The organism is Mycobacterium persicum (assembly GCF_002086915.1).
Lineage (GTDB): Bacteria > Actinomycetota > Actinomycetes > Mycobacteriales > Mycobacteriaceae > Mycobacterium > Mycobacterium persicum.
Genome location: NZ_MWQA01000001.1, coordinates 5,155,018 through 5,177,196, shown reverse-complemented (window position 1 = coordinate 5,177,196; position 22,179 = coordinate 5,155,018). Strand labels below are relative to the sequence as shown.

The 22,179-nt window shown below is 65.7% G+C and carries 23 protein-coding genes and 2 tRNA genes; 10 read left to right on the top strand and 15 right to left on the bottom strand.

The genetic code is table 11. The features are described from left to right. The first annotated feature begins 10 nt into the window (after nt 1–10). Both B4U45_RS23645 and B4U45_RS23640 read left to right on the top strand, forming a co-directional pair. The gene (locus tag B4U45_RS23645; protein WP_158006293.1) at nt 11–733 is read left to right on the top strand and encodes a transposase family protein; all 723 of its coding nucleotides are present in this window, start codon (nt 11–13) and stop codon (nt 731–733) included. Between the two features lie 42 nt (nt 734–775). Next, the gene (locus B4U45_RS23640; protein WP_075545386.1) at nt 776–1,297 is read left to right on the top strand and encodes a PPOX class F420-dependent oxidoreductase; all 522 of its coding nucleotides are present in this window, start codon (nt 776–778) and stop codon (nt 1,295–1,297) included. 6 nt (nt 1,298–1,303) lie between these two features. On the opposite strand, the gene B4U45_RS23635 is transcribed toward B4U45_RS23640, so the two are convergent. The 4 genes from B4U45_RS23635 to B4U45_RS23620 form a co-directional block, all read right to left on the bottom strand. Next, nucleotides 1,304–1,376: transfer RNA gene (locus B4U45_RS23635), tRNA-Glu, on the bottom strand. Nucleotides 1,377–1,460: 84 nt separating this feature from the next. Continuing rightward, a tRNA-Gln gene (locus B4U45_RS23630) sits at nt 1,461–1,532 on the bottom strand. 155 nt (nt 1,533–1,687) lie between these two features. After that, a complete protein-coding gene (gltX, locus tag B4U45_RS23625; RefSeq protein WP_082275206.1) occupies nt 1,688–3,172 on the bottom strand; it encodes a glutamate--tRNA ligase in 1,485 nt (494 codons plus the stop codon). After that, nucleotides 3,169–3,966, bottom strand: coding sequence for a fumarylacetoacetate hydrolase family protein (locus B4U45_RS23620; protein WP_075545388.1), 798 nt, complete (start codon nt 3,964–3,966; stop codon nt 3,169–3,171). Before B4U45_RS23620 ends, gltX begins: the two co-directional genes overlap by 4 nt. Nucleotides 3,967–4,093: 127 nt before the next feature. Here B4U45_RS23620 and B4U45_RS23615 point away from each other — a divergent pair, with 127 nt between their 5' ends. From B4U45_RS23615 to B4U45_RS23600, 4 genes are all read left to right on the top strand, one after another. Further along, nucleotides 4,094–5,344 carry an MFS transporter gene (locus tag B4U45_RS23615; protein ID WP_075545389.1) on the top strand — a complete coding sequence of 417 codons (1,251 nt, stop codon included), beginning with the start codon at nt 4,094–4,096 and terminating at the stop codon, nt 5,342–5,344. A gap of 222 nt (nt 5,345–5,566) precedes the next feature. Further along, nucleotides 5,567–6,271 carry a class I SAM-dependent methyltransferase gene (locus B4U45_RS23610; RefSeq protein WP_232336949.1) on the top strand — a complete coding sequence of 235 codons (705 nt, stop codon included), beginning with the start codon at nt 5,567–5,569 and terminating at the stop codon, nt 6,269–6,271. Between the two features lie 54 nt (nt 6,272–6,325). Continuing rightward, nucleotides 6,326–7,666: an MFS transporter gene (locus B4U45_RS23605; protein ID WP_075545390.1), complete on the top strand. Its 1,341-nt coding sequence runs from the start codon at nt 6,326–6,328 to the stop codon at nt 7,664–7,666. A gap of 61 nt (nt 7,667–7,727) precedes the next feature. After that, nucleotides 7,728–8,918, top strand: coding sequence for an MFS transporter (locus B4U45_RS23600; RefSeq protein WP_183154978.1), 1,191 nt, complete (start codon nt 7,728–7,730; stop codon nt 8,916–8,918). Here B4U45_RS23600 and B4U45_RS23595 read toward each other — a convergent pair. Both B4U45_RS23595 and serA read right to left on the bottom strand, forming a co-directional pair. Continuing rightward, a complete protein-coding gene (locus tag B4U45_RS23595; protein WP_075545391.1) occupies nt 8,915–9,925 on the bottom strand; it encodes a 3-isopropylmalate dehydrogenase in 1,011 nt (336 codons plus the stop codon). The genes B4U45_RS23600 and B4U45_RS23595 overlap by 4 nt on opposite strands. A gap of 58 nt (nt 9,926–9,983) precedes the next feature. Beyond that, the gene (gene serA, locus B4U45_RS23590) at nt 9,984–11,570 is read right to left on the bottom strand and encodes a phosphoglycerate dehydrogenase (protein ID WP_075545406.1); all 1,587 of its coding nucleotides are present in this window, start codon (nt 11,568–11,570) and stop codon (nt 9,984–9,986) included. Nucleotides 11,571–11,710: 140 nt separating this feature from the next. Here serA and B4U45_RS23585 point away from each other — a divergent pair, with 140 nt between their 5' ends. Further along, complete coding sequence (locus tag B4U45_RS23585; protein ID WP_083153404.1) at nt 11,711–13,150, top strand: phytoene desaturase family protein; 1,440 nt, start codon at nt 11,711–11,713, stop codon at nt 13,148–13,150. A 109-nt stretch (nt 13,151–13,259) separates the two neighbouring features. Here B4U45_RS23585 and B4U45_RS23580 read toward each other — a convergent pair whose 3' ends face one another. Both B4U45_RS23580 and B4U45_RS23575 read right to left on the bottom strand, forming a co-directional pair. Beyond that, entirely contained in the window at nt 13,260–13,694 is a 435-nt protein-coding gene (locus tag B4U45_RS23580) for a type II toxin-antitoxin system VapC family toxin (RefSeq protein ID WP_075545393.1), read from the bottom strand. Then, nucleotides 13,678–13,911, bottom strand: coding sequence for an AbrB/MazE/SpoVT family DNA-binding domain-containing protein (locus tag B4U45_RS23575; RefSeq protein WP_116526581.1), 234 nt, complete (start codon nt 13,909–13,911; stop codon nt 13,678–13,680). The genes B4U45_RS23580 and B4U45_RS23575 overlap by 17 nt, the downstream gene beginning before the upstream one ends. A gap of 102 nt (nt 13,912–14,013) precedes the next feature. On the opposite strand from B4U45_RS23575, the gene wrbA reads away from it, so the two are divergent. Both wrbA and B4U45_RS23565 read left to right on the top strand, forming a co-directional pair. Then, nucleotides 14,014–14,622: an NAD(P)H:quinone oxidoreductase gene (gene wrbA / locus B4U45_RS23570; RefSeq protein WP_075545394.1), complete on the top strand. Its 609-nt coding sequence runs from the start codon at nt 14,014–14,016 to the stop codon at nt 14,620–14,622. Between the two features lie 23 nt (nt 14,623–14,645). After that, nucleotides 14,646–14,972, top strand: a complete 327-nt coding sequence (locus tag B4U45_RS23565; protein ID WP_075545395.1) for a hypothetical protein — start codon at nt 14,646–14,648, stop codon at nt 14,970–14,972. Between the two features lie 210 nt (nt 14,973–15,182). On the opposite strand, the gene B4U45_RS23560 is transcribed toward B4U45_RS23565, so the two are convergent. After that, nucleotides 15,183–15,584, bottom strand: coding sequence for a hypothetical protein (locus B4U45_RS23560; protein WP_176357365.1), 402 nt, complete (start codon nt 15,582–15,584; stop codon nt 15,183–15,185). A 176-nt stretch (nt 15,585–15,760) separates the two neighbouring features. Between B4U45_RS23560 and B4U45_RS23555 the strand changes: the two genes are divergently transcribed. Continuing rightward, a complete protein-coding gene (locus B4U45_RS23555; RefSeq protein WP_116526644.1) occupies nt 15,761–17,008 on the top strand; it encodes an ISAzo13 family transposase in 1,248 nt (415 codons plus the stop codon). 178 nt (nt 17,009–17,186) lie between these two features. On the opposite strand, the gene B4U45_RS23550 is transcribed toward B4U45_RS23555, so the two are convergent. From B4U45_RS23550 to B4U45_RS23525, 6 genes are all read right to left on the bottom strand, one after another. Further along, a complete protein-coding gene (locus tag B4U45_RS23550; protein ID WP_075545877.1) occupies nt 17,187–17,528 on the bottom strand; it encodes a type II toxin-antitoxin system PemK/MazF family toxin in 342 nt (113 codons plus the stop codon). After that, nucleotides 17,525–17,728, bottom strand: a complete 204-nt coding sequence (locus B4U45_RS23545) for an antitoxin MazE-like protein (protein WP_131808263.1) — start codon at nt 17,726–17,728, stop codon at nt 17,525–17,527. The genes B4U45_RS23550 and B4U45_RS23545 overlap by 4 nt, the downstream gene beginning before the upstream one ends. Nucleotides 17,729–17,829: 101 nt before the next feature. Beyond that, nucleotides 17,830–18,060, bottom strand: a complete 231-nt coding sequence (locus tag B4U45_RS23540; protein WP_075545876.1) for a hypothetical protein — start codon at nt 18,058–18,060, stop codon at nt 17,830–17,832. A 634-nt stretch (nt 18,061–18,694) separates the two neighbouring features. Further along, nucleotides 18,695–19,696, bottom strand: coding sequence for a ketol-acid reductoisomerase (ilvC, locus tag B4U45_RS23535; RefSeq protein ID WP_089025153.1), 1,002 nt, complete (start codon nt 19,694–19,696; stop codon nt 18,695–18,697). 33 nt (nt 19,697–19,729) lie between these two features. Beyond that, a complete protein-coding gene (gene ilvN / locus B4U45_RS23530) occupies nt 19,730–20,245 on the bottom strand; it encodes an acetolactate synthase small subunit (RefSeq protein WP_075545874.1) in 516 nt (171 codons plus the stop codon). Then, entirely contained in the window at nt 20,245–22,089 is a 1,845-nt protein-coding gene (locus B4U45_RS23525; protein ID WP_075545873.1) for an acetolactate synthase large subunit, read from the bottom strand. Before B4U45_RS23525 ends, ilvN begins: the two co-directional genes overlap by 1 nt. Between the last annotated feature and the right edge of the window lie 90 nt (nt 22,090–22,179).

The following is a 22,179-nucleotide window of genomic DNA, read 5'->3' as shown; positions in this document are numbered from 1 at the left end:
CGTGTGCACCGTGGCCCAGCAAAAGCTGCCTCCAGCGCCGGGCCGCCCCTGGAGTCTGCCGCCGGCGGTGCGGGTCCTGTTGGTGCTGACCCACTTGCGCACCAACCTGACCACCCGGGCGCTGGCCGCGCTGTTTCACACCAGCCAATCGACGGTGGACCGGACCATCCACCACCTGGTACCGGTGCTGGCCAACGCGCTGCGCCCCGCGCCTAACACCAGCACCCACCCGCGGATCATCGACGGCACCCTGATCCCAGTACACGACCAGTCGATCACCGCAATCAGCAAAAACTACCGCCGCAGCGTCAACACCCAAATCATCATCTGCGCGCACCGGCGCAGCGTTGTTGCGGTCGGGCGCTGCTGGCCCGGCAACCGCAACGACGTCATCGTCGCCCGCGCCACCGTCGCACATCTGCTCGGCAACCACGAGACCCTCGGCGACGGCAGATGCCGCGGCATCACCACGATCAACAGCCCAGCACGCGACAACACCGGACTCATCATCCGCGACGACACCTACCGAGCGCACCGCAAAATCAGAGCCCGCGTCGAACATGTCATCGCCAGACTCCAAGACTGGCAGATCCTTCGACAGTGCCGCCGCCACGGCAACGCCATCAACCAGAACCTCCAGATCATCACAGGACTCTGGAACCTCAAAACCCACAAGCAATTACGGGTCAACTCTTGGGGGCCTTGCCCCCTGGGCGCCCGCCCGACCGGCTGACGCCGCCGCGTGGGCGTCACGACCACCTGACACACTGACGCCATGGGAACCAACCAGCGCGCGCAGATCGTTATGACCGAGGCAGAAATCGCCGACTTCGTCAACAAGAGCCGCACCGGCACGCTGGCCACCATCAGTCCGGATGGCCAGCCGCACCTGACGGCCATGTGGTACGCGGTGGTCGACGGCGAAATCTGGCTGGAAACCAAGGCAAAGTCGCAAAAGGCTGTCAACCTCAAGCGGGATCCTCGGGTGAGCTTCCTGCTCGAGGACGGCGACACCTATGACACGCTGCGCGGGGTGTCCTTCGAGGGCGTCGCGGAGATCGTCGACGAGCCCGACGCCCTGTTCCGCGTCGGAGTCAGCGTGTGGGAGCGCTACACCGGGCCCTACAGCGACGAACTGCGGCCCATGGTCGACCAGATGATGAACAAGCGCGTCGGCGTCCGCATCGTCAGTCGCCGCACCCGCTCGTGGGACCACCGCAAGCTGGGACTGCCACACATGCCCGTGGGCGGTTCAACCGCACCGGCCGTGCTGGGGACCGGTGCGGCTGAAAAGTAACTCTTGTAGCCCCGATGGGATTCGAACCCACGCTACCGCCGTGAGAGGGCGGCGTCCTAGGCCGCTAGACGACGGGGCCAGAACCGATCCGAGCTGTCAGCATAGCTCACCGCGGTAAGCCCACCTAATCACTCTGCATCCGCTTTGTGTCAGTCGGACTTTGCTGGGGTACCAGGACTCGAACCTAGAATGGCTGAACCAGAATCAGCTGTGTTGCCAATTACACCATACCCCATCTGCCGCCTAAAACCGCTGGTCAGAGCGGGTTCCGGGAACCGGAGCCAGGTCTCCGCGGACCGCTGCTGCCAGCCGTTGTAGGCCGACGTGCAGACTACCAAAAACTAGCCCGGCTGGTCGCACGCCCGGGTTCAATTCTGCGCCACGCCGCAACTAGGCGACCCGACCGCGCGCTGAACGAAACCGCGCCAGGCTGCGGTCGCGGCCGAGCAACTCCAATGACTCGAACAGCGGCGGGCTGACCGTGGTCCCGGTGGCGGCCACTCGGATCGGTCCGAAAGCCTTGCGGGGTTTGAGCTCCAGGCCTTCGATCAGCGCGGCCTTGAGCGCCTCCTCGATGCGGGCCGCGGTCCAGTCGGACACCCCTTGAAGCGCGGCCACGGCCGCGTCGAGAACCGGAGTCGCGTCGGGACCCAGTTCCTTGGCGGCGGCTTTGGGGTCGATTGCATATTGGTCGTCGCTGAGGAACTTCAGCAGATCCCACGCGTCGCCGAGCACCACGATTCGGGTCTGCACCAACTCGGCGGCAGTGGCGAACGCGGCGTCGTCCAACTCAATGCGATGGCCGTGCGCGTCCAGGTAATCGCGGAGCCGGCGGGTGAAGTCGTCGACGTCGAGCATCCGGATGTGCTCGGCGTTGAGGGCGTCGGCCTTCTTCTGGTCGAACCGCGCCGGATTCGAGTTCACGTCGGCCACGTCGAACGCCGCCACCATCTCGTCGAGGCTGAACAGATCGCGGTCGTCGGCGATCGACCAGCCGAGCAGCGCAAGGTAATTCAACAACCCTTCGGGAATGAAGCCGCGGTCGCGGTGCGCGAACAGGTTCGACTGCGGGTCGCGTTTCGAGAGCTTCTTGGTGCCCTCCCCCAATACCGTTGGCAGATGGGCGAACTCCGGAACGCGTTCGGCTATCCCAATTCGGATCAAGGATTGGTACAGCGCGAGCTGTCGCGGCGTCGACGGCAGCAGGTCCTCGCCGCGCAGCACGTGCGTGATCTTCATCAATGCGTCGTCGCACGGGTTGACCAAGGTGTACAGCGGATCTCCGTTTGCGCGGGTCAACGCGAAGTCGGGCACCGATCCGGCCGCGAATGTGGTGGGCCCGCGGACCAAGTCGCTCCAGCTGAGATCGGTGTCGGGCATCCGCAGTCGCACCACCGGCTGACGACCCTCCGCCAGATATGCCGCGCGCTGAGAATCGGTCAGGTGACGGTCGAAATTGTCGTAGCCCAACTTGGGGTTGCGCCCGGCGGCGATGTGGCGGGCCTCGACCTCTTCGGGCGTCGAAAAGGCGTAGTAGGCCTCGTCTGCCGCGAGCAGCTGGGCGATGATGTCGCGGTAGATTTCGGTGCGTTGTGACTGGCGGTATGGGCCGTAGGGTCCGCCGACCTCGGGCCCCTCGTCCCAGTTCAGGCCGAGCCAGCGCAACGCGTCGAGCAGTGCCAGATAGCTTTCCTCGCTGTCGCGCTGGGCGTCGGTGTCCTCGATGCGGAAGACGAAGGTGCCGCCCGTGTGGCGGGCGTAGGCCCAGTTGAACAGCGCGGTGCGGACCATGCCGACGTGGGGAATACCGGTGGGCGACGGGCAGAATCGGACCCGAACGCGGGTTGCTTTCTCTTCAGGAGCAGCTGCAGTCACGACTTTCCTTTGCGCACTACGGGATTGGTAAGGGTGCCGATGCCTTCCACGGTGATGGAGACGGTGTCACCGTCTTCGATGGGACCGACTCCGGCCGGCGTTCCGGTGAGAATGAGGTCTCCGGGCAGCAACGTCATGACCGCCGAGATCCATTCCACGATGGCGCCGATGTCGTGGATCATCAGCGACGTGCGGGCGTGCTGTTTGACTTCACCGTTGACTTCGGTGCGCAGTTCGAGGTCGGCGGGATTCACGTCAGTGACGATCCACGGGCCGACCGGACAAAATGTGTCGTGGCCTTTCGCCCGGGTCCATTGGCCGTCGGCCTGCTGCTGATCGCGGGCGGATATGTCGTTGGCGATGGTGTAGCCGAGGATGTTGTCGGCGGCCTGGGCGGCTGGGACGTCCTTGCACGGCCGGCCGATCACTATCGCCAGCTCACCCTCGAAGTGAACCGGTGATGCGTTGGCGGGCAACCGAATCGGTACGTTGGGACCGACGATTGCGGTGTTGGGTTTGAGGAATATGACCGGGTCGGCGGGAGCGGAGCCGGTTTGGCCGCCCATTTCGGCGATGTGGTCGGCGTAATTCTTGCCGACGCACACCACCTTGCTGGCAAGTATCGGTGCCAGCAGCCGGACATCGGCCAACGGCCAGGATCGGCCGGTAAAGGTCGGCGTACCAAACGGGTGTTCCGCAATCTCCCGGACGGTCATCCCCCCCGGGTCGTCCAGTAAACCCTCGATGCTGACGAACGCGACTCCGTCAGGACTGGCGATTCGACCAAGGCGCATTCGGATGAGCCTAACGACGGGCGCGAGCCCGGCGTAGCCGGGCGCTGCGGGCCGTCCCGCTGGTCTCCGAGAAATTGCTCGACAACGGAAGGCACCCGCGCAATGACATCTGTGCGAGCATGGCTTGATGGCCACGGAGCCGGTCAGCGCAACGCTGCGCTGGTCGATGGTCGCGATTGCGCTGACGGTAACCGCCAGTGCGTTCTCCTTTATCAACGCCGTTCCGTTCATGATTCCCGCACTGGAAGCCGCGCGGGGAACCGCACTGGCCGAGGCGGGTCTGCTGTCGGCGATGCCGAGCCTGGGCATGGTGGTCACGCTGGTCGCCTGGGGTTATGTGGCGGACCGCATCGGAGAACGCACCGTACTCGCCACGGGTGCGGCGCTGACTGCGGTCAGCGCGTTTGCCGCGGCATCGGTTAACTCGCTGGTGGCGATGGGAGCACTGTTGTTCTTGGGCGGGATGGCGGCTGCCAGCTGCAATCCCGCGTGCGGCCGCCTGGTGGCGGGGTGGTTTCCGGCGCATCAGCGGGGGCTGGCGATGGGAGTTCGCCAGACGGCGCAACCGTTGGGAATCGCCATGGGCGCCTTGGTGATTCCTCGGCTTGCTGAGCACCGTCCAAGCTTGGGACTGCTGTTTCCGGCATCAGGGTGCGCGGTGTCGGCCGTGGTCGGCGCCCTGATCGCGCACGACCCGCCGCGCAAGTCACGGACCGCGGCCGCCGAAGCCGAACTCGTGAACCCCTATCGCGGCAGCGCCGTGCTCTGGCGGATCCACGCGATTTCGGCACTCATGGTGATGCCGCAGTCGATGACGGTGACCTTCATGCTGGTGTGGTTGACCGGCAACCACGGGTGGTCGGTGCGAGCTGCGGGTGCGCTGGTGACCATCACTCAACTATTCGGTGCGCTGACCCGGATTGCGGCCGGCCGCTGGTCGGATTGTGTGGGATCGCGCATGCGCCCGGTCCGCATCGTCGCGCTCGCCACCAGCGTCACGTTGCTGATGCTGTCGTTGGCCAATCAGCTCGATTCGCCGCTTGCGGTGGCATTCATGGTCTTGGTCTCGGTGATCACGGTGATGGACAACGGCCTCGAGGCCACTGCCATCACCGAATTCGCCGGACAGTTCTGGAGCGGGCGGGCGCTGGGCGTTCAGAACACGGCCCAGCGGCTGATGACCTTGGCCGGCCCGCCGGCATTCGGAGCGATGATCACGGTCGGCGGATATCCATTGGCGTTCGCATTGTGTGGGCTGTTCCCACTGGCCGCGGCACCCCTAGTGCCCGTCGGCGTGCTCCCGCCCTGCGCGGAAGACCGCCCGGCCGCATATCCTGTTGGCCAGCTTCACCGGAAACCAGTTCGTGCCCGTCGTTAGCAGCCGCGGGCGGCGGCCGGGCGGTCGGACGTATCGGACGGACGGTCCGTCAAGACTGGCGAATCCACCAACGCGCGTTCGGATGAGCCAAAATGGGAGGATTCAGACCCGCATCGCACCGATGAAAAGCCAGGCATCTCCAAACATTGTTGGCGCACAAGCCTGGCTGCGAACGACCGTCGGCGTCCTACCGCGCTGCGCCTCTCGGCTAGGGTTCGGGCCGTGAACGGCGAATTGATGGATTGGGAAGCCGCATACCGCGAGCATGGTGTCTTCGGGGGACCGCCGCCGTGGAACATCGGCGAACCGCAGCCGGAAATCGCGGCACTGATACAGGCCGGCAAGATCCGCAGCGAAGTACTCGATGCCGGTTGTGGGGTCGCCGAGCTGTCGCTGACGCTCGCCGCACTCGGGCACACCGTCATGGGTGTCGATGTGTCTGGCACCGCGATCGACAAGGCCAGGCAAGCCGCAACTGATCGCGGCCTCAGCACCGTCACGTTCGTGCAGGATGACCTAACGTCACTTCGCGGCTACGACGGCCGCTTCAACACGATCATCGACAGCACCCTGTTCGAATCGCTTCCGATCGATTCGCGCGACCATTACATCCGCTCAGTGCACCGCGCCGCCGCGCCAGGCGCGTCCTACTATGTCCTGGTGTCGACCGCGACCGCGCTCCCGGCCGACATCGAGCTACCGCCCGACGCGCCCGCGGCGCCTCCAAATCTCGTTACCGAATCAGAATTGCGAGAAGCTGTTTCGCGGTATTGGGAGATCGACGAGGTCCGGCCGGCGTTCATCCATGTTCACTTGGCAGAGGTGCTATCTCGGATCCCCGGCGTCTCGTTGGCTGACTACGAGGTCGACGCGAAAAACCGGCTAAAGGTGTCGGCGTTCTTGCTCACCGCACACAAAGCCGGGTAGCGCACTGAAGTCGCGAATGACCCGCGCTTGGCGTGCTTGTGCGAGCATGAGCCAATGCCGCGTCAACCGAGCGACCCAGGCGAATTGAGCTTGTTTGCACGCTGGTCGATCGTGGTCGTCTCGCTGCTGGTGACGGCGAGTTCATTTCTCTTCATCAACGGCGTTGCCTTCCTGATCCCCCGCTTGGAAGCGGCGCGCGGCACCCCACTGACACAAGCTGGTCTGTTGGCGTCGATGCCCAGCTGGGGCATGGTGGCAACGCTGGTGGCGTGGGGCTACGTCCTGGACCGCGTGGGTGAGCGGATTGTGATGACGGTGGGCTCGGCTCTCACCGCCGCAGCCGCCTATGCCGCCGCGTCGGTGCACTCGCTGACGCTGATGGGCATCTACCTGTTTCTGGGCGGCATGGCGGCCGCCAGCTGCAACAGCGCCGGCGGTCGGCTGGTATCGGGCTGGTTTCCGCCTCATCAACGAGGGCTGGCGATGGGAATCCGCCAGACCGCCCAGCCGCTGGGAATCGCGCTGGGCGCGTTGGTCATACCCGAGCTGGCCGAACAAGGCGTCCATGCGGGGTTGATGTTTCCCGCCGTCGCGTGCACGGTGGCCGCGGTGGCCAGCCTGATCGGAGTAGCCGACGCGCCGCGCAAGTCCCGCAAGGTCGCCACTGACGAGGAGCTGGCCAGTCCGTATCGGGGGTCGTCGGTGTTGTGGCGCATCCACGCGGTATCCGCGCTGCTGATGATGCCGCAGACGGTGACCGTGACGTTCATGTTGGTCTGGCTGATGAACCATCACGGTTGGTCGGTCGCGGCGGCCGGCGGTTTGGTGACCGTTTCGCAGCTGCTGGGTGCGCTGGGTCGGATCGCGGTCGGCCGCTGGTCTGACTACGTCGGCTCACGCATGCGGCCCGTGCGCATTATCGCCGTCTCTGCCGCGTCGGCCCTGTTCCTGTTGGCGCTTACCGACAACATCGGTTCGCGATATGACGTGTTACTCATGATCGCCATCTCGGTGATCGCGGTACTCGACAACGGGTTGGAGGCAACGGCAATCACCGAGTTCGCCGGACCCTATTGGAGTGGGCGGGCGCTGGGCACCCAGAACACCACGCAGCGCCTGATGGCGGCCGCCGGGCCCCCGCTGTTCGGTGCGCTGATCACGACGGCGGCCTATCCGCTGGCCTGGGCGCTGTGCGGGTTGTTTCCGTTGGCGGCGGTGCCGTTGGTGCCGACTCGCCTGCTGCCGCCCGGCTTGGAGACCCGAGCGCGGCGGCAATCGGTTCGGCGGCATCGCCGGCGACAAGCCATTCGCGCCCGCGAGCTGCCAACCAGGCCACGGCTGCCAGGCCCGCCTGGGTCGGCCAGCCGCGGCCGAGGCGGACGAGCACCGACATGACCGCCCGGTGGCGGCGCCTCGGCGAGGTTTGCCAAAGTGCCGCAACGAGAACTATCAATAGGTGCAGACAACATCGACGCGGCGTTGGTCGCTGCTCGCAGTCGCGCTCATCGCGACGTTGTGCGCGACCGTCTTCATCAATGGCATCGCTTTTCTGATTCCCGCACTCAACGACGTGCGCGGCATCAGCCTGTCCGAAGCTGCCCTGCTCTCGGCGATGCCCAGCTTCGGCATGGTCGTTACCCTGATCGGCTGGGGATACGTGCTGGATCTGGTCGGCGAACGGATAGTGCTCACCGCGGGTTTGGCCCTCACCGCGACCGCCGCCTACGGCGCCGCCGTGGTACCTCAGTCGATGCTCGCCGAAGGCGTTGCCCTGTTCGCCGGCGGGATGGCCGCGGCCAGCGCCAACACCGCCAGCGGCCGGCTGGTGACCGGCTGGTTTCCCGCCGAGCAGCGCGGCCTGGCGATGGGGATCCGACAGACGGCACAGCCGCTGGGAATCGCGTTGGCCGCACTGGTGCTCCCTGAGCTGGGCGAACGCTCCATCTCGGTTGCGCTGCTGTTCCCGGCGACGGTGTGCGCCCTGTCAGCGCTGCTGTGCGCGGTTTGGGTGCGCGACCCGGCGCGGCCGGCGCGGTCGGCCGCTGACCACAGCGAGTTGTCTAGTCCCTACCGCGGCACCGCAGTGCTGTGGCGAATCCACCTGGCGTCTTCCCTGCTGATGGTTCCGCAGACAGTGGTGTTGACGTTCATGCTGGTTTGGCTGATCCACAGCCACGGCTGGTCGATCGCGGCAGCAGGCATCTTGGTGAGCGTCTCGCAACTGTTGGGCGCGCTTGGCCGCGTCGCCGCCGGGCGGTGGTCCGACCACGTTGGGTCCCGAATGCGGCCCATCCGGATGATCGCCGTCGCCGCTGCCCTGGTGATGATGTTGTTGGCGGTGACCGATTACCTGCACTCGGCTGTCGCGGTGGCGCTGATGGTCGCCGCGTCGGTGGTCACGGTGCTCGACAACGGCCTGGCGTTCACCGCGATCCCGGAGGTGGCCGGGCGTTTCTGGAGCGGACGCGCGATGGGCGCCCAGAACACCACCCAGCGACTCACCGCCGCAATCGGGCCGCCGGTATTCGGCGAGGTGATCGAAGCGTCCGGTTATCCGCTGGCATTCGCGGTGTGCGGACTATTCCCGCTACTGGCCTGGCCGGTTGTGCCGCAGCACGCGCGCGCACACGCGCGGGCGGCGGGCTAGAGCGCCGCGACTATCCGGTCACCGACCGCCGTGGTCGGCAGCCGTTCGTCGCCCCGAGTCGCCAGGTACTTCTCGACCGCATGGTCCACCCGGCCGGCGGCGTCGTCCTCGCCGACGTGGGCAAGCAGCAGCGCCACCGACATGATCGCCGCGGTCGGATCGGCGATGCCCTGACCGGCGATGTCGGGCGCGCTGCCATGCACCGGCTCGAACATCGACGGGTTGGTCCGGGTCGCGTCGATATTTCCACTGGCCGCCAGGCCGATTCCGCCGCACACCGCCGCCGCCAGGTCGGTGATGATGTCGCCGAACAGGTTGTCGGTGACGATGACGTCGAAGCGACCGGGGTCGGTGATCATGTGGATGGTGGCGGCGTCGACGTGCTGATACGCCACCTCGACGTCGGGATACTTCTCGCCGGTCTCCTGCACGGTCCGCCACCACAGGCTTCCGGCGAACGTCAGGACGTTGGTCTTGTGCACCAATGTCAGGTGCTTGCGGCGCCGGCGGGCCCGCTCGAACGCGTCGGCGACCACCCTGCGGGCACCGAACGCGGTGTTCACGCTGACCTCGGTGGCCACCTCGTTGGGCGTGCCGACCCGAATCGCACCACCGTTACCGGTGTAGGGGCCCTCGGTTCCTTCGCGCACCACCAGGAAGTCGATGTCGGGGTTACCCGCCAGGGGGCTGTTCACTCCCGGGTAGAGCCGGGCCGGCCGCAGGTTGATGTGGTGGTCCAACTCGAAGCGCAGTCGTAGCAGCAAGCCGCGCTCCAGGACACCACTGGGCACCGACGGGTCGCCGATCGCCCCGAGCAGGATGGCATCGTGCTCGCGCAGTTCGGCGAGCACCGTGTCCGGTAGTAGCTCGCCGGTGGCGTGGAACCGCCTGGCACCGAGGTCGTAGCCGGTCTTCTGCACGCCCGGCAGTACCGCGTCGAGAACTTTGACGGCTTCGGCCACCACCTCGGGACCGATGCCGTCGCCTGCGATGATAGCCAGCTTCATCGGCGCCGCTCTCCCCCCCAAGCGGGCGAAGCCCCCATTGCATCGTCGCCGGCGCGCTTCACGACAGGTCGACCACTTCGAGTTTGTTGGCGCCGACCGCCGCGACGATCGCCGACCGGACATCGTCGGGCACAGTCTGATCCAGCCGCAGCAGGATAGTCGCACGCGGACCCTCGATATCCTCGGACAGTTGTGCGGCGTGGATGTTCACCCCCGCCGCACCGAGCAAGCTGCCGATCTTGCCCAGCGCTCCGGGTTGGTCGACGTAGTGAATGATGAGGTTGATCCCTTCGGCGCGCATGTCGAAGTGGCGGCCGTTGATCTGCACAATCTTTTGGGTCAGTTGCGGGCCGTACAGCGTGCCCGAGACGTTGACGACCGAGCCGTCCGCGCCCACTGCACGAACGTCGACGACGCTGCGGTGGTTCGGGCTTTCCGAGGCCTTGGTGATTTCCGCGGAGACCCCACGCTCGGCGGCCAGCGCCGGGGCGTTGACAAAGGTCACCGGCTCGTCGATCACCGCCGAGAACAGACCGCGCAGCGCCGAAAGCTTCAGCACCTCAACCTCTTCGGAGGCAAGCTCGCCGCGAACCTGTACCGACAACGACACCGGCGCGTCGTCGGACAGCGCGGCCGACAGCACACCGAGCTTGCGCACCAGGTCCAGCCAGGGCGCCACCTCTTCGTTGACCACTCCGCCGCCGATGTTGACCGCATCGGGAACGAATTCCCCTGCCAGCGCCAGCCGGACGCTTTCGGCAACGTCGGTTCCCGCCCGGTCCTGGGCTTCCACGGTGGACGCCCCGAGGTGCGGTGTGACGACCACCTGCGGCAGCTCGAACAGCGGGCTGTCGGTGCATGGTTCGCTGGCGAACACGTCGAGACCGGCCGCGCGCACGTGGCCCCTGGCGACCGCGTCGGCCAGCGCCGCCTCGTCCACCAGGCCGCCGCGGGCGGCGTTGACGATGATGACGCCGGGTTTGGTCTTGGCCAGCGCTTCTTTGTCGATGAGACCTGCGGTCTCGGGCGTCTTGGGCAGGTGCACCGAGATGAAGTCGGCGCGGGCCAGCAGGTCGTCCAGGGGCAGCAATTCGATGCCGAGCTGCGCAGCGCGGGCAGGCGAGACGTACGGGTCGTAGGCGACGACGTGGGCGTCGAACGCGGCGACCCGCTGCGCGACCAACTGTCCGATGCGGCCCAAACCGACGACGCCGACGGTCTTTCCGAAGATCTCGGTGCCGGAGAACGACGACCGCTTCCAGGTACGCTCGCGCAGCGTGGCATCGGCGGCCGGGATCTGCCGGGCGGCGGCCAGCAGCAACGCCAACGCGTGCTCGGCGGCGCTGTGGATGTTCGATGTTGGGGCGTTGACCACCAGGACGCCGCGCGCGGTGGCTGCGTCTACGTCGACGTTGTCCAGACCCACGCCGGCGCGTGCCACGATCTTCAGCTTGGGAGCCGCGGCCAGCACCTCGGCGTCCACGGTGGTGGCCGACCGCACCAACAGCGCGTCGGCCTCGGGCACCGCGGCCAGCAGCTTTTCGCGATCCGGACCGTCTACCCAGCGCACCTCGACCTGGTCTCCCAGAGCAGCGACCGTCGATTGGGCAAGTTTGTCGGCGATTAACACAACAGGCAGGTTCACCCGGACAGCGTAGCGGCGACCGCGAGCGCGGCGGAGCCGGGCGCTGCGGGTCGACGCCATCGAACCAGCGGCGACCGCGAGCGCGGCGGAGCCGGGCGCTGCGGGTCGACGCCATCGAACCAGTCGGTTGTAATCGACGGGTGGACGTCACCGTCGTCGGCAGCGGGCCCAACGGGCTGGCTGCCGCCGTCATCTGCGCCCGAGCCGGCCTGAAAGTACGGGTGCTCGAGGCCCAGCCAACCTTTGGGGGCGGCGCGCGCAGCGCGGCCGACGTCGAATATCCCGGGGTCGTGCACGACGTGTGTTCGGCGGTGCATCCGCTGGCGCTGGCGTCGCCGCTTTTCGCCGAGTTCGACCTGCCCGCGCGAGGGGTGACACTGGCCGTACCGGAGATCGCGTATGCCAACCCGCTACCGGGTCGGCCAGCGGCGATCGCTTACCGTGACCTGACCCGCACCTGTGCCGAGTTGGACGACGGTGCGTCCTGGCGACGACTGCTCGGCCCGCTGGTGACGAATTCCAGTGCTGTCGTTGACCTTATGCTCGGTGACAAACGTTCGGTGCCCGCTTCGCTGGCGGCGACCGTGCATCTCGGGTTACGCATGCTGGCCCAGGGCACGCCCGCGTGGCGATCGCTGGTAGGCGCGGACGCCCAGGCATTGTTCACTGGCGTTGCAGCCCACGCTATTTCGCGGCTGCCGTCGCTGGTGTCGGCAGGTGCGGGTCTCATGCTGGCCACCCTCGCGCATTCGGTCGGCTGGCCGATCCCGGTGGGCGGCAGCCAGGTGATCGCCGACGCGCTGATCGCCGATCTGCGGGCCCACGGTGGTGTGCTGACCGCGGGCGTCGAGATCACTTCTCCGCCTTGCCCTCCGGGCGAAGTCGTGGTTTTCGATACGGCGCCGACCGCACTGTTACGTGTCTACCGTGACACGATTCCGGATCGGTACGCTAAAGCGTTACGCCAGTACCGGTTTGGATCGGGTGTGGCGAAAGTCGACTTCGTGCTCGGCGACGAGATTCCGTGGTCGGATACCCGGCTCAGCCGGGCACCGACACTTCACCTCGGGGGCACCCGCGAGCAGATGGCGCGCGCCGAGGCGGACGTCGCGGCAGGGCGCGACGCCGACTGGCCGATGGTGCTGGCCGCAAGTCCGCACCTCGCCGACCCCGGCCGCGTCGATTCCGCCGGTCGCCGGCCCTTCTGGACTTACGCCCACGTACCTTCCGGCTCGCGAGTCGACGCGACCGAGGCAGTCACCCGGGTCGTCGAGCGATTCGCACCCGGCTTCCGCGACGTCGTCGTCGCAGCTCGTGGCGTGCCCGCCGCACAGCTGGCCGACCACAACGCCAACTACGTCGGCGGCGATATCGCGGTGGGCGCTAATTCTGTCTGGCGTGCGATTGCCGGACCGACGCCACGTGTTAACCCTTGGCGCACACCGATTCCCAAGGTGTACCTGTGTTCGGCGGCCACTCCCCCCGGCGCGGGGGTGCATGGCATGTCCGGTTATTACGCGGCGCGCAGCCTACTGCGGCATGAGTTCGGTATTCGAGACGCCCCTGGACTGGCTCCTTGATCGCGTCCGACTACTGTTCCGGGGCGAGAGACCTGGTGCGGCAATCGCTAGGAACGCCGTGACTATCGCCGGCGCACCGCTTGCCGCTCGTCGACCGCCGGGTCAGGTGTCACCGCGAAATCGGTGACAACAGTTCATAGTTGACGCCCAGAACGCGATATGTCAGTTCGGCCCGGCGGTCGCAAGTTATCAGTGGCAGCTTGTGCTTGCGCGCGGCAGCGCCGACCAGACCGTCGTAAACCGCGCCGCCGGCCAAGCCCAGTTCGGCAAACTCTCGCAACAGGTCTTTTGTATCCGTCGCCGACAGGAAGCGGGACTCCGGAAAATTCGTCTCCGCTAGGCGCAGTGCCGCTGCAGATTTGAGGCGGTGTGGCGGCGGCAACCGGGTGAGGACCGATAGCAGCTCCACCGCGGCATGCCCCGACATTCCACGCCGACATGCCAGGAGCCGCGCTCGGGAGGCCAGATGAAACGGATTCTCACGCTGCGCCAGCGCAAGCGCTGCGCTGGTGTCGACCAGGACGTGTTCAGCGTTGGTCGGCAAGGCGCAACTTTCTGACCGCCTCGGCGTCGATCTCTGGCCCACCACTGGGCAGCAGCAGAAGTCCGTCCTCTTCGACGAGGTCGTCGGTCGCCACGCTTTCGATCCGGATCGCAGCACCGTCGACGAAAATTTCCACCTCACCAGAGGTAATGCCCGCCTGTTCACGAAGCGACTTCGGAATTACCAAGCGTCCGGCGTTATCGATGGTAGTACGCATCCCATTAGGATGCCATCATTTTGGTAGTGAAGCGATGCGTGGCCTCGATCGCCAAGTCATCGCGGCCGGCGGCGTTACCGTACGGGGACATACGCTGACCCCATGACGAAACTCGCAGTCATCTACTACTCAGCTACCGGCCATGGAACGACGATGGCCACACGGGTCGCCGCGGCGGGCGAGGCCTCCGGCGCCGAAGTCCGCATTCGCCACGTGACCGAGACCCGCGACCCTACCTCGTTTGCGCACAACCCGGCCTGGACGGCGAATTACGAAGCAACGAAAGGTCTTCCGGCCGCCACCGGTGACGACATCGTGTGGGCCGACGCGGTGATCTTCGGCTCCCCCACCCGCTTCGGTTCGGTCGCCTCCCAGCTGCGTGATTTCCTGGACGGACTCGGTGGTCTGTGGGCTGAGGGCAAGCTCGCCGACAAGGTGTATGCGGGCTTCACCTCGTCTAACACCCTGCACGGCGGTCAGGAGAGCACGCTGCTGACCCTGTATGTCACGCTGATGCATTTCGGCGGCATCATCGTGGCACCCGGATACACTCACCCGCTGAAGTTCGTCGACGGCAATCCCTATGGGGCAAGCCTGGTCTCGACTCACGACAATATCAACGAGTTCGACGGGGCGACCGGTGACGCGTTGGAGCACCTGGCGCGCCGGGTAGTCCAGGTCGCCGACCGGCTCACGTCGTTGGGCTCCTGATCATCGCCCCTCAGGAAGCAGTGATGCGCGAAAGCGAATTGATCGGCACAGCGCGGTTAATCGGATCCGTGCCGAACACCGTGGCACCGGTGTTCGGCACAGGCGACATTGAGCTGTACGAAGTGGACCCGCCGCTGTGCGGTTTCCGAGTAATCGCGGCCTCACAAACGCTTTGGGCGATCCGTATTCATACGCCGCCGACGCCACCCGAGGATCCGGTCTCGACGGCGCTGTACGGGGTGACCGGTGGCGAGGGCCTGAACATCCTCGCGGAGCAAAACCTACCGGGAAGTGCCGATGGCAGATCACCAGCCCGAGCTCTCGCCGGGATCGGATACCGGGTGTTGTGATCGCCGACTTACCGGACGTGGACTCAGGACGAAAGATGGGCCGCGCGAATTTGGTCTCGACCCACCAGACAGCAAGGAATTCGACAACGCGACCAGCGACCCACTTGTCCTGTCGTAAACATCGACCCACTCCGGCGCAGTGCCCGAATTCGGCGGCCCCATCCCGCCCACGCCGGCGCTGTAAGGCATATGGCGCTTATCGCCAGGTTTTCACTTAGTCTTAGTTGACGAATCTAACGGCGCCGCCGGCGGGGAGTCCTTGGCGCCACCCGCAAGTGCTTGGTACCCGGCCGCGGTTTGCCGCAAGGTCGCCGACGCAGCCCGGTACTGGGTCTCAGTCGTTTGCAGCTGGCCCTGCATCGCTGAAAGGTGTTGATCCATCGCCGCCATGATCAGATGCGCCCCCGCCGGTGAGCAGCCCAACGCCGCAGTCGAAGCCGCCACCGCGCGGGCCTGATCCCGGATCACCCCCGAAGCCAGCCGGCCCTGCGCGGCGGCTTCCCGCAGCTCCTCGTCCAGACCCGCAGCACCCGCACGGGCCTGCTGATACGAGCCCGCCGCCCTCGTCACACCCGCCTGCAACCCGCCGACAGCTTCAGGTGACCCCGGCACCGACCCACCACCCGAGGCCGGCAACGACTCACCCGCGCCACCAGCCGGATACAGCTCATGCGCACGCGACAAAATGCGGTCCACCCGCCACAAACGCCGCAATACTCACCCAATGAACTAAGGGCTCGCGCAGTAATTGCTTAGGTTTTTCTGTTTGGTTTGTTCACACTTGTGGTATGACGCTGCTTGCTGTGGACTCCGATCGGGTCGCCGCCCGTTTGTCGTTGATCCGCCCGCATCTCGATGAGCGGGCGTGGCGGTTGTTGCTCGGCGCGGAGGCCACGGTGTTGGGTCGGGGTGGAATCAAGCTGGTCGCGGCGGCCGGTGGGGTGCATCCAGACACCGTGGCGCAGGGTGCGCGCGAGTTGGATTCCGACGAACCGATTCCGGGGCGGGTGCGCCGGCCAGGTGCGGGGCGCCCACCGATAGCGGTGACCGATCCCGACCTGCTCACCGCGCTGGATGCGCTAGTGGATCCGGTCTCGCGGGGTGATCCGGAGTCACCGTTGCGCTGGACGATCAAATCGACGGCCAAGCTGGCCGCCGAGCTAGCCGCCAGGGGGCATCGGGTGTCTGCGCGCACGGTGTCCAAGCTGCTCAAACAGGCTGGTTACAGCCTGCAGGCGAACTCGAAAACCATTGAAGGCGCCCAGCATCTGGATCGGGATGCCCAGTTCGGATATCTCAACACCCTCGTCGAACGATTCCAGGCCGGCGGGGATCCGGTGATCAGCGTGGACACCAAGAAAAAGGAACTCGTCGGAAACTACAAAGCCGCTGGCCGCGAATGGGAGCCCGCCGGGTCACCGCGCGAGGTGCAGGTGCACGACTTCGCCGACAAACAGCTGGGCAAGGTAGCTCCCTACGGGGTCTACGACGTCGGCGCCAACACCGGCTGGGTCAACGTCGGCACCGACGCCGACACTGGCCAGTTCGCCGTGGAATCGATCCGCCGCTGGTGGACCACGATGGGCGCCATCAGCTATCCCGGATCAAACAAGCTGCTGATCACGGCTGACTCCGGGGGCTCCAACGGATCCCGGCTGCGGCTGTGGAAAACCGAACTCGCCGCCTTCGCCACCGAGGCCGGACTCGACATCACCGTCTGCCACCTGCCGCCCGGCACCTCCAAATGGAACAAGATCGAACACCGGCTGTTCTCCGCGATCAGCCGTAACTGGCGCGGACGACCCCTGGAATCCCACGAGGTGATCATCGAAACCCTCAGGGCAACAACCACATCCACCGGACTAACCGTAAACGCGGCACTCGACACCACCACCTACCCCCGCGGCATCAAGATCACCGACAAACAGATCGCTGCCCTGCAAGCCACCCAGCTACACCGCCACCAATTCCACGGCGACTGGAACTACACACTCACCGCCCACCACACCCCGACACGCCCGACACCACCTACCTAATTACTGCGCGAGCCCTAACCCGACCAACCCAGGCCGGGCCACACCCAAAGCACGGTAAGGCGCCACCGGGTCGTCAGCGATGCCCCAGCTGGCCCAGGTCGTAGCGCAGCTCCTTGTCGCCGACCGATGACGACCAGCTCCGCTTGCGCGCCGGGGGCGTGGATGTAGCTCGCGAGCGTCATCCTCCGAAGCCAAGGTAGGCGGTGACGACTTCGCGTACTTTTGCGAGCACGGTTGGGGTTACGTATCCACATCGTTGTTGCAAATTGCGTCGGAGGACTGTGACGATCGTGTCTGCCTGGATCATGGACGGTTCGGTGAGTCCCGTCTGTTGGCTTGCCGGGATGGGGATGCGAGTAAATCCCTCGGTGTGGTCTGTCGTTATTAGCAGTACCGTCACGAAGTCGAAGTCGGAGAAGACGTCACTTGTGATAATGAGTGCGGGCCGCGGTTTGGTGGTCAGCTTGCCGCCGCCTCCGGCGAGCGTCCAGAGGTCACCCCGTTTTGGCTCGACCTTCATTGCTCGGTGATCGTCTCGGCTTGGATGTCGTCAAGGAACTTCGCCGCGTCTTCGCGCTGGTCGGCCTCATTTAGCGCCGCTGCCTCATTGTGAATTCGCTGGATGAATTCAGGGCTGGTGACATCCGGCACCCAGTACCGGACCTCCTTGTATCCGCGCTGCCTCATCCGCGCCCGGTGCTCTGCTACTCGGTTCCTCACACCACGATGTTACACGTAACACTACTGCGTTGCGCGTAACAACTGCGCACAGGAAGGCCGGCCGTCAGCCAAATCATCTGATGTCGAACGGGTTTCGCTCATTAATGGACTGGTAGCCTCAGCGGTGCCCGTATGCCGGCGACCCACGCGGCGTACACCACATTGAGAAGGTCGGCGCCGTGGCGCTCCCAGCACAGCAGCACCTCCAACTGCCGACACCCCACGAATTCCCTTGTGCAGCTGATCGTTTGGTTGGGATTCTCCGGCCCGCTCAACCCCGGCCGCTGACATGCCATCATCACCAGCGCGTCCTCGTGTTCCTCCCCGAGCACTGCCCACTCCTGGGCAGTCCGGCCAACGTTGGGCCACCAACGCCTGCGCAACCGACTGCACAGCCGGCGACAAACCCTTCCCCCGCAACGCCAAACGCCAACTGGCAGAACAACTCACGGCAGTAATCACGCACCACCGATTCATCCGATCCCACCAAATCTGAATACAGCGCCGCATCCACGGCCTGCAGACGGTGCGCCCGTGCCGTCGACAACGTCGCCGCCGCGTTATCAGGCCGTCATTCGGTTTCACACCGGTCGCTACTTCCGGCACCGGCTGCTCGGCTAAATACTCAGACGGCATCGGCCACGACGTCGCCACGGCGCTCACCGTATCCCCGAACTCCCGGGCCGCCCGCACCGCCTTAGCGGCCGGATTCACCCACCCGAACCAACGGGCATCAAACTCCTCACTATGCCCGCCAGCCACCGACATCGTCTTACGCAGAAACACCCCGGCGGAATGTAGGCAGCACCATCATTAGTCGCCACCCAATACGTTAATGCGGGGGCCGGCCGGGCCGCCTCCGGCGTTCGGGTGGTCCAGACCGCCGACCGCCTGCGCCGACACTGAACCTACGCACGCGACACGCCGACGCGCGTGTGCGCAGATTCAGTCTCGACGCGCCGAAAGCTACGCCGTCTCGGTGATCGGCCGGTCCACCCAGCTCATCAGGTCGCGCAGTTTTTTGCCGGTGACCTCGATGGGATGCTCAGCATTCTCCTTGCGCAGCTGCTCGAGCTCCTTGTTGCCGCCCTCGACGTTGGCGACCAGCTTCTTGACGAAGGTGCCGTCCTGGATCTCGCGCAGGATCTCGCGCATCCGCTCCTTGGTGCTCGCGTCGATGACGCGCGGGCCCGACAGGTAGCCGCCGAATTCCGCGGTGTCGGACACCGAGTAGTTCATCCGCGCGATCCCGCCTTCATACATCAGGTCGACGATCAGCTTGAGCTCGTGCAGCACCTCGAAGTACGCCATTTCCGGCGGGTAGCCCGCCTCGACCATCACGTCGAACCCGGCCTTCACCAATTCCTCAGTGCCGCCACACAATACGGCCTGTTCACCGAACAGGTCGGTCTCGGTCTCGTCCTTGAAGGTGGTCTTGATGACGCCGGCGCGGGTGCCGCCGATGGCCTTGGCGTAGGACAGCGCCAGCGCCTCACCGTTTCCGGTCGGGTCCTGGTCGACGGCGATCAGGCAGGGCACACCCTTGCCGTCGACGAATTGGCGGCGCACCAGGTGGCCCGGGCCCTTAGGGGCGACCATCGCGACGGTGACGTCGGCGGGCGGCTTGATCAGGTTGAAGTGAATGTTGAGGCCGTGGCCGAAGAACAACGCGTCGCCGGGCTTCACGTTGGGCTCGATGTCGGCTGCGAAGATCTCCGCCTGGGCGGTGTCGGGGGCCAACAGCATGATCACATCGGCCCACTTGGCAACCTCGGCCGGTATGTCGACCTCCAGGCCTTGCTCTTCGACCTTGGCCCGCGACTTAGAGCCCTCCTTCAGCCCGACGCGCACTTGCACGCCAGAGTCGCGCAGGCTCAACGAGTGCGCATGGCCTTGGCTGCCATAGCCGATGACGCCGACCTTGCGGCCCTGGATGATCGACAGGTCTGCGTCGTCGTCGTAGAACATCTCTAATGCCACTGTTGCGTTTCTCCTTGTTGGTTATTTAACAGTGCCGATACACCGCGGGCCGCGGGACAACGACACCATTCCGGATTGAGCGATTTCGCGGATACCGAAGGGCTCCAATACTCGCAGCAGCGCCTCAAGCTTGCCGCGGTTACCGGTGGCCTCCACGGTCAGGGATTCCGGCGATACGTCAATCACGTTGGCGCGGAAGAGGTTTACCGCTTCGATCACTTGGCTGCGGGTACCGGCGTCGGCACGGACCTTGATCAGCGCCAATTCCCGGGACACCGAATGATCCTCGTCCTGTTCGATGATCTTGATGACGTTGATCAGCTTGTTCAGCTGCTTGGTGACCTGTTCGAGTGGGGTCTCCTCGCAGGCGACCACGATGGTCATCCGCGACATGTCCTTCTGCTCGGTCGCGCCCACCGCCAGCGATTCGATGTTGAAACCGCGCCGGGAGAACAGCGCCGCGACGCGCGCCAGCACGCCGGGTTTGTCTTCGACCAGGACCGAGAGCGTGTGCGTCTTAGGCGACCCGTTCACCATTAGGCGTGCCCTTCACTTTCGTCGTCGAACAGCGGACGGATGCCGCGGGCGGCCTGGATCTCGTCGTTGCTGGTGCCCGCGGCCACCATCGGCCACACCTGTGCGTCGGCGCCCACGATGAAGTCGATCACCACCGGGCAGTCGTTGATCGCCCGAGCCTGGTTGATCACGTCGACAACGTCTTCCTCACGCTCGCAACGCAATCCGACGCAACCCAAGGCCTCGGCCAGCTTGACGAAGTCGGGGATGCGGTGCGAGTGGGTGGCCAGGTCGGTCTGGGAGTAGCGCTCCTCGTAGAACAGGCTCTGCCACTGCCGCACCATGCCCAGGTTGCCGTTGTTGATCAACGCCACCTTGATCGGTATGCCCTCGATCGCGCAGGTGGCCAGTTCCTGGTTGGTCATCTGGAAGCAGCCGTCGCCGTCGATCGCCCACACCTCGGTGTCGGGCAACGCCATCTTGGCTCCCATGGCCGCCGGGATGGCGAACCCCATGGTGCCCAGCCCGCCGGAGTTCAGCCAGGTCCGCGGCTTTTCGTACTTGATGAACTGCGCCGCCCACATCTGGTGCTGGCCGACGCCGGCGACATAGACGGCGTCCGGGCCGGCGATCTCGCCCAGCTTCTCGATCACGTACTCCGGACTGAGGCTGCCATCGCTTTGCGGTCCGTAGCTCAGCGGATAGGTCTTTCGAACCCCGTCGAGATACGCCCACCAATCGCTTAGCTCGAGGGTCCCGGGAATGTCATAGTGGCGCAGCATCGCGATCAGCTCGGCGATGACGGCCTTGACGCAGGCCACGATGGGGACATCGGCGTGCCGGTTCTTGCCGATCTCGGCCGGGTCGATGTCGGCATGGATGACCTTGGCCTCCGGGGCGAAGGAGTCGAGCTTTCCGGTGACCCGGTCGTCGAAACGGGTGCCCAGCGCGATCAGCAGGTCGCTACGCTGCAGTGCTGCCACGGCGGCCACCGTGCCGTGCATGCCCGGCATGCCCAGGTTCTGCCGATGGCTGTCCGGAAACGCTCCGCGGGCCATCAGTGTGGTGACCACCGGGATGCCGGTCAGCTCGGCCAGTTCGCGGAGCTGCTCGGTCGCCTCGCCGCGGATGACACCGCCGCCGACATACAGCACCGGCTTACGCGCGGCGGCGATCAGCTTGGCGGCCGCGCGGATCTGGCGGTTGTGCGGTTTGGTGTTGGGCTTATAGCCGGGCAGATCCATCCGCGGCGGCCAGCTGAACGTGCACTGGCCCTGCAGCACGTCCTTGGGGATGTCGACGAGCACGGCTCCGGGACGACCAGATGCCGCGATGTGGAATGCCTCGGCGATCACCCGGGGAATTTCGTCGCCGGTGCGGACCAGGAAGTTGTGCTTGGTGATCGGCATGGTGATGCCGGAGATGTCGGCCTCCTGGAAGGCGTCGGTGCCGATCAGCCCGCGGCCGACCTGACCGGTGATGGCGACCACCGGGATCGAGTCCATCTGCGCGTCGGCCAGCGGCGTCACCAGGTTGGTCGCACCCGGGCCCGACGTCGCCATGCACACCCCGACCCGGCCAGTGGCGTGCGCGTAGCCGCTGGCGGCGTGGCCCGCGCCCTGCTCGTGGCGGACCAGCACATGGCGCAGCTTCTGGGAGTCGAACAGCGGGTCATACACCGGCAGGACGGCGCCGCCCGGAATCCCGAAGATGACGTCGACGTCGAGTTCCTCCAGGGCCCGGATGACCGCCTGCGCCCCGGTAAGTTGCTGCGGCGCAACATGTCTGGGTTGGGGCACCGACGGTTTGGCGCCGTTTTCCCCGCCTTGCGATGTCGGTGAGTGTGGCTTCGCTGGTGCGCTCACTGTCGTGTTAATCCTTTATTGCGGTGGCGGTCTCGTTGGTGGGCAAGAAAAAACCCCCGCCAGCTCAGCTGCTGCACGAGGGTTGCGCGT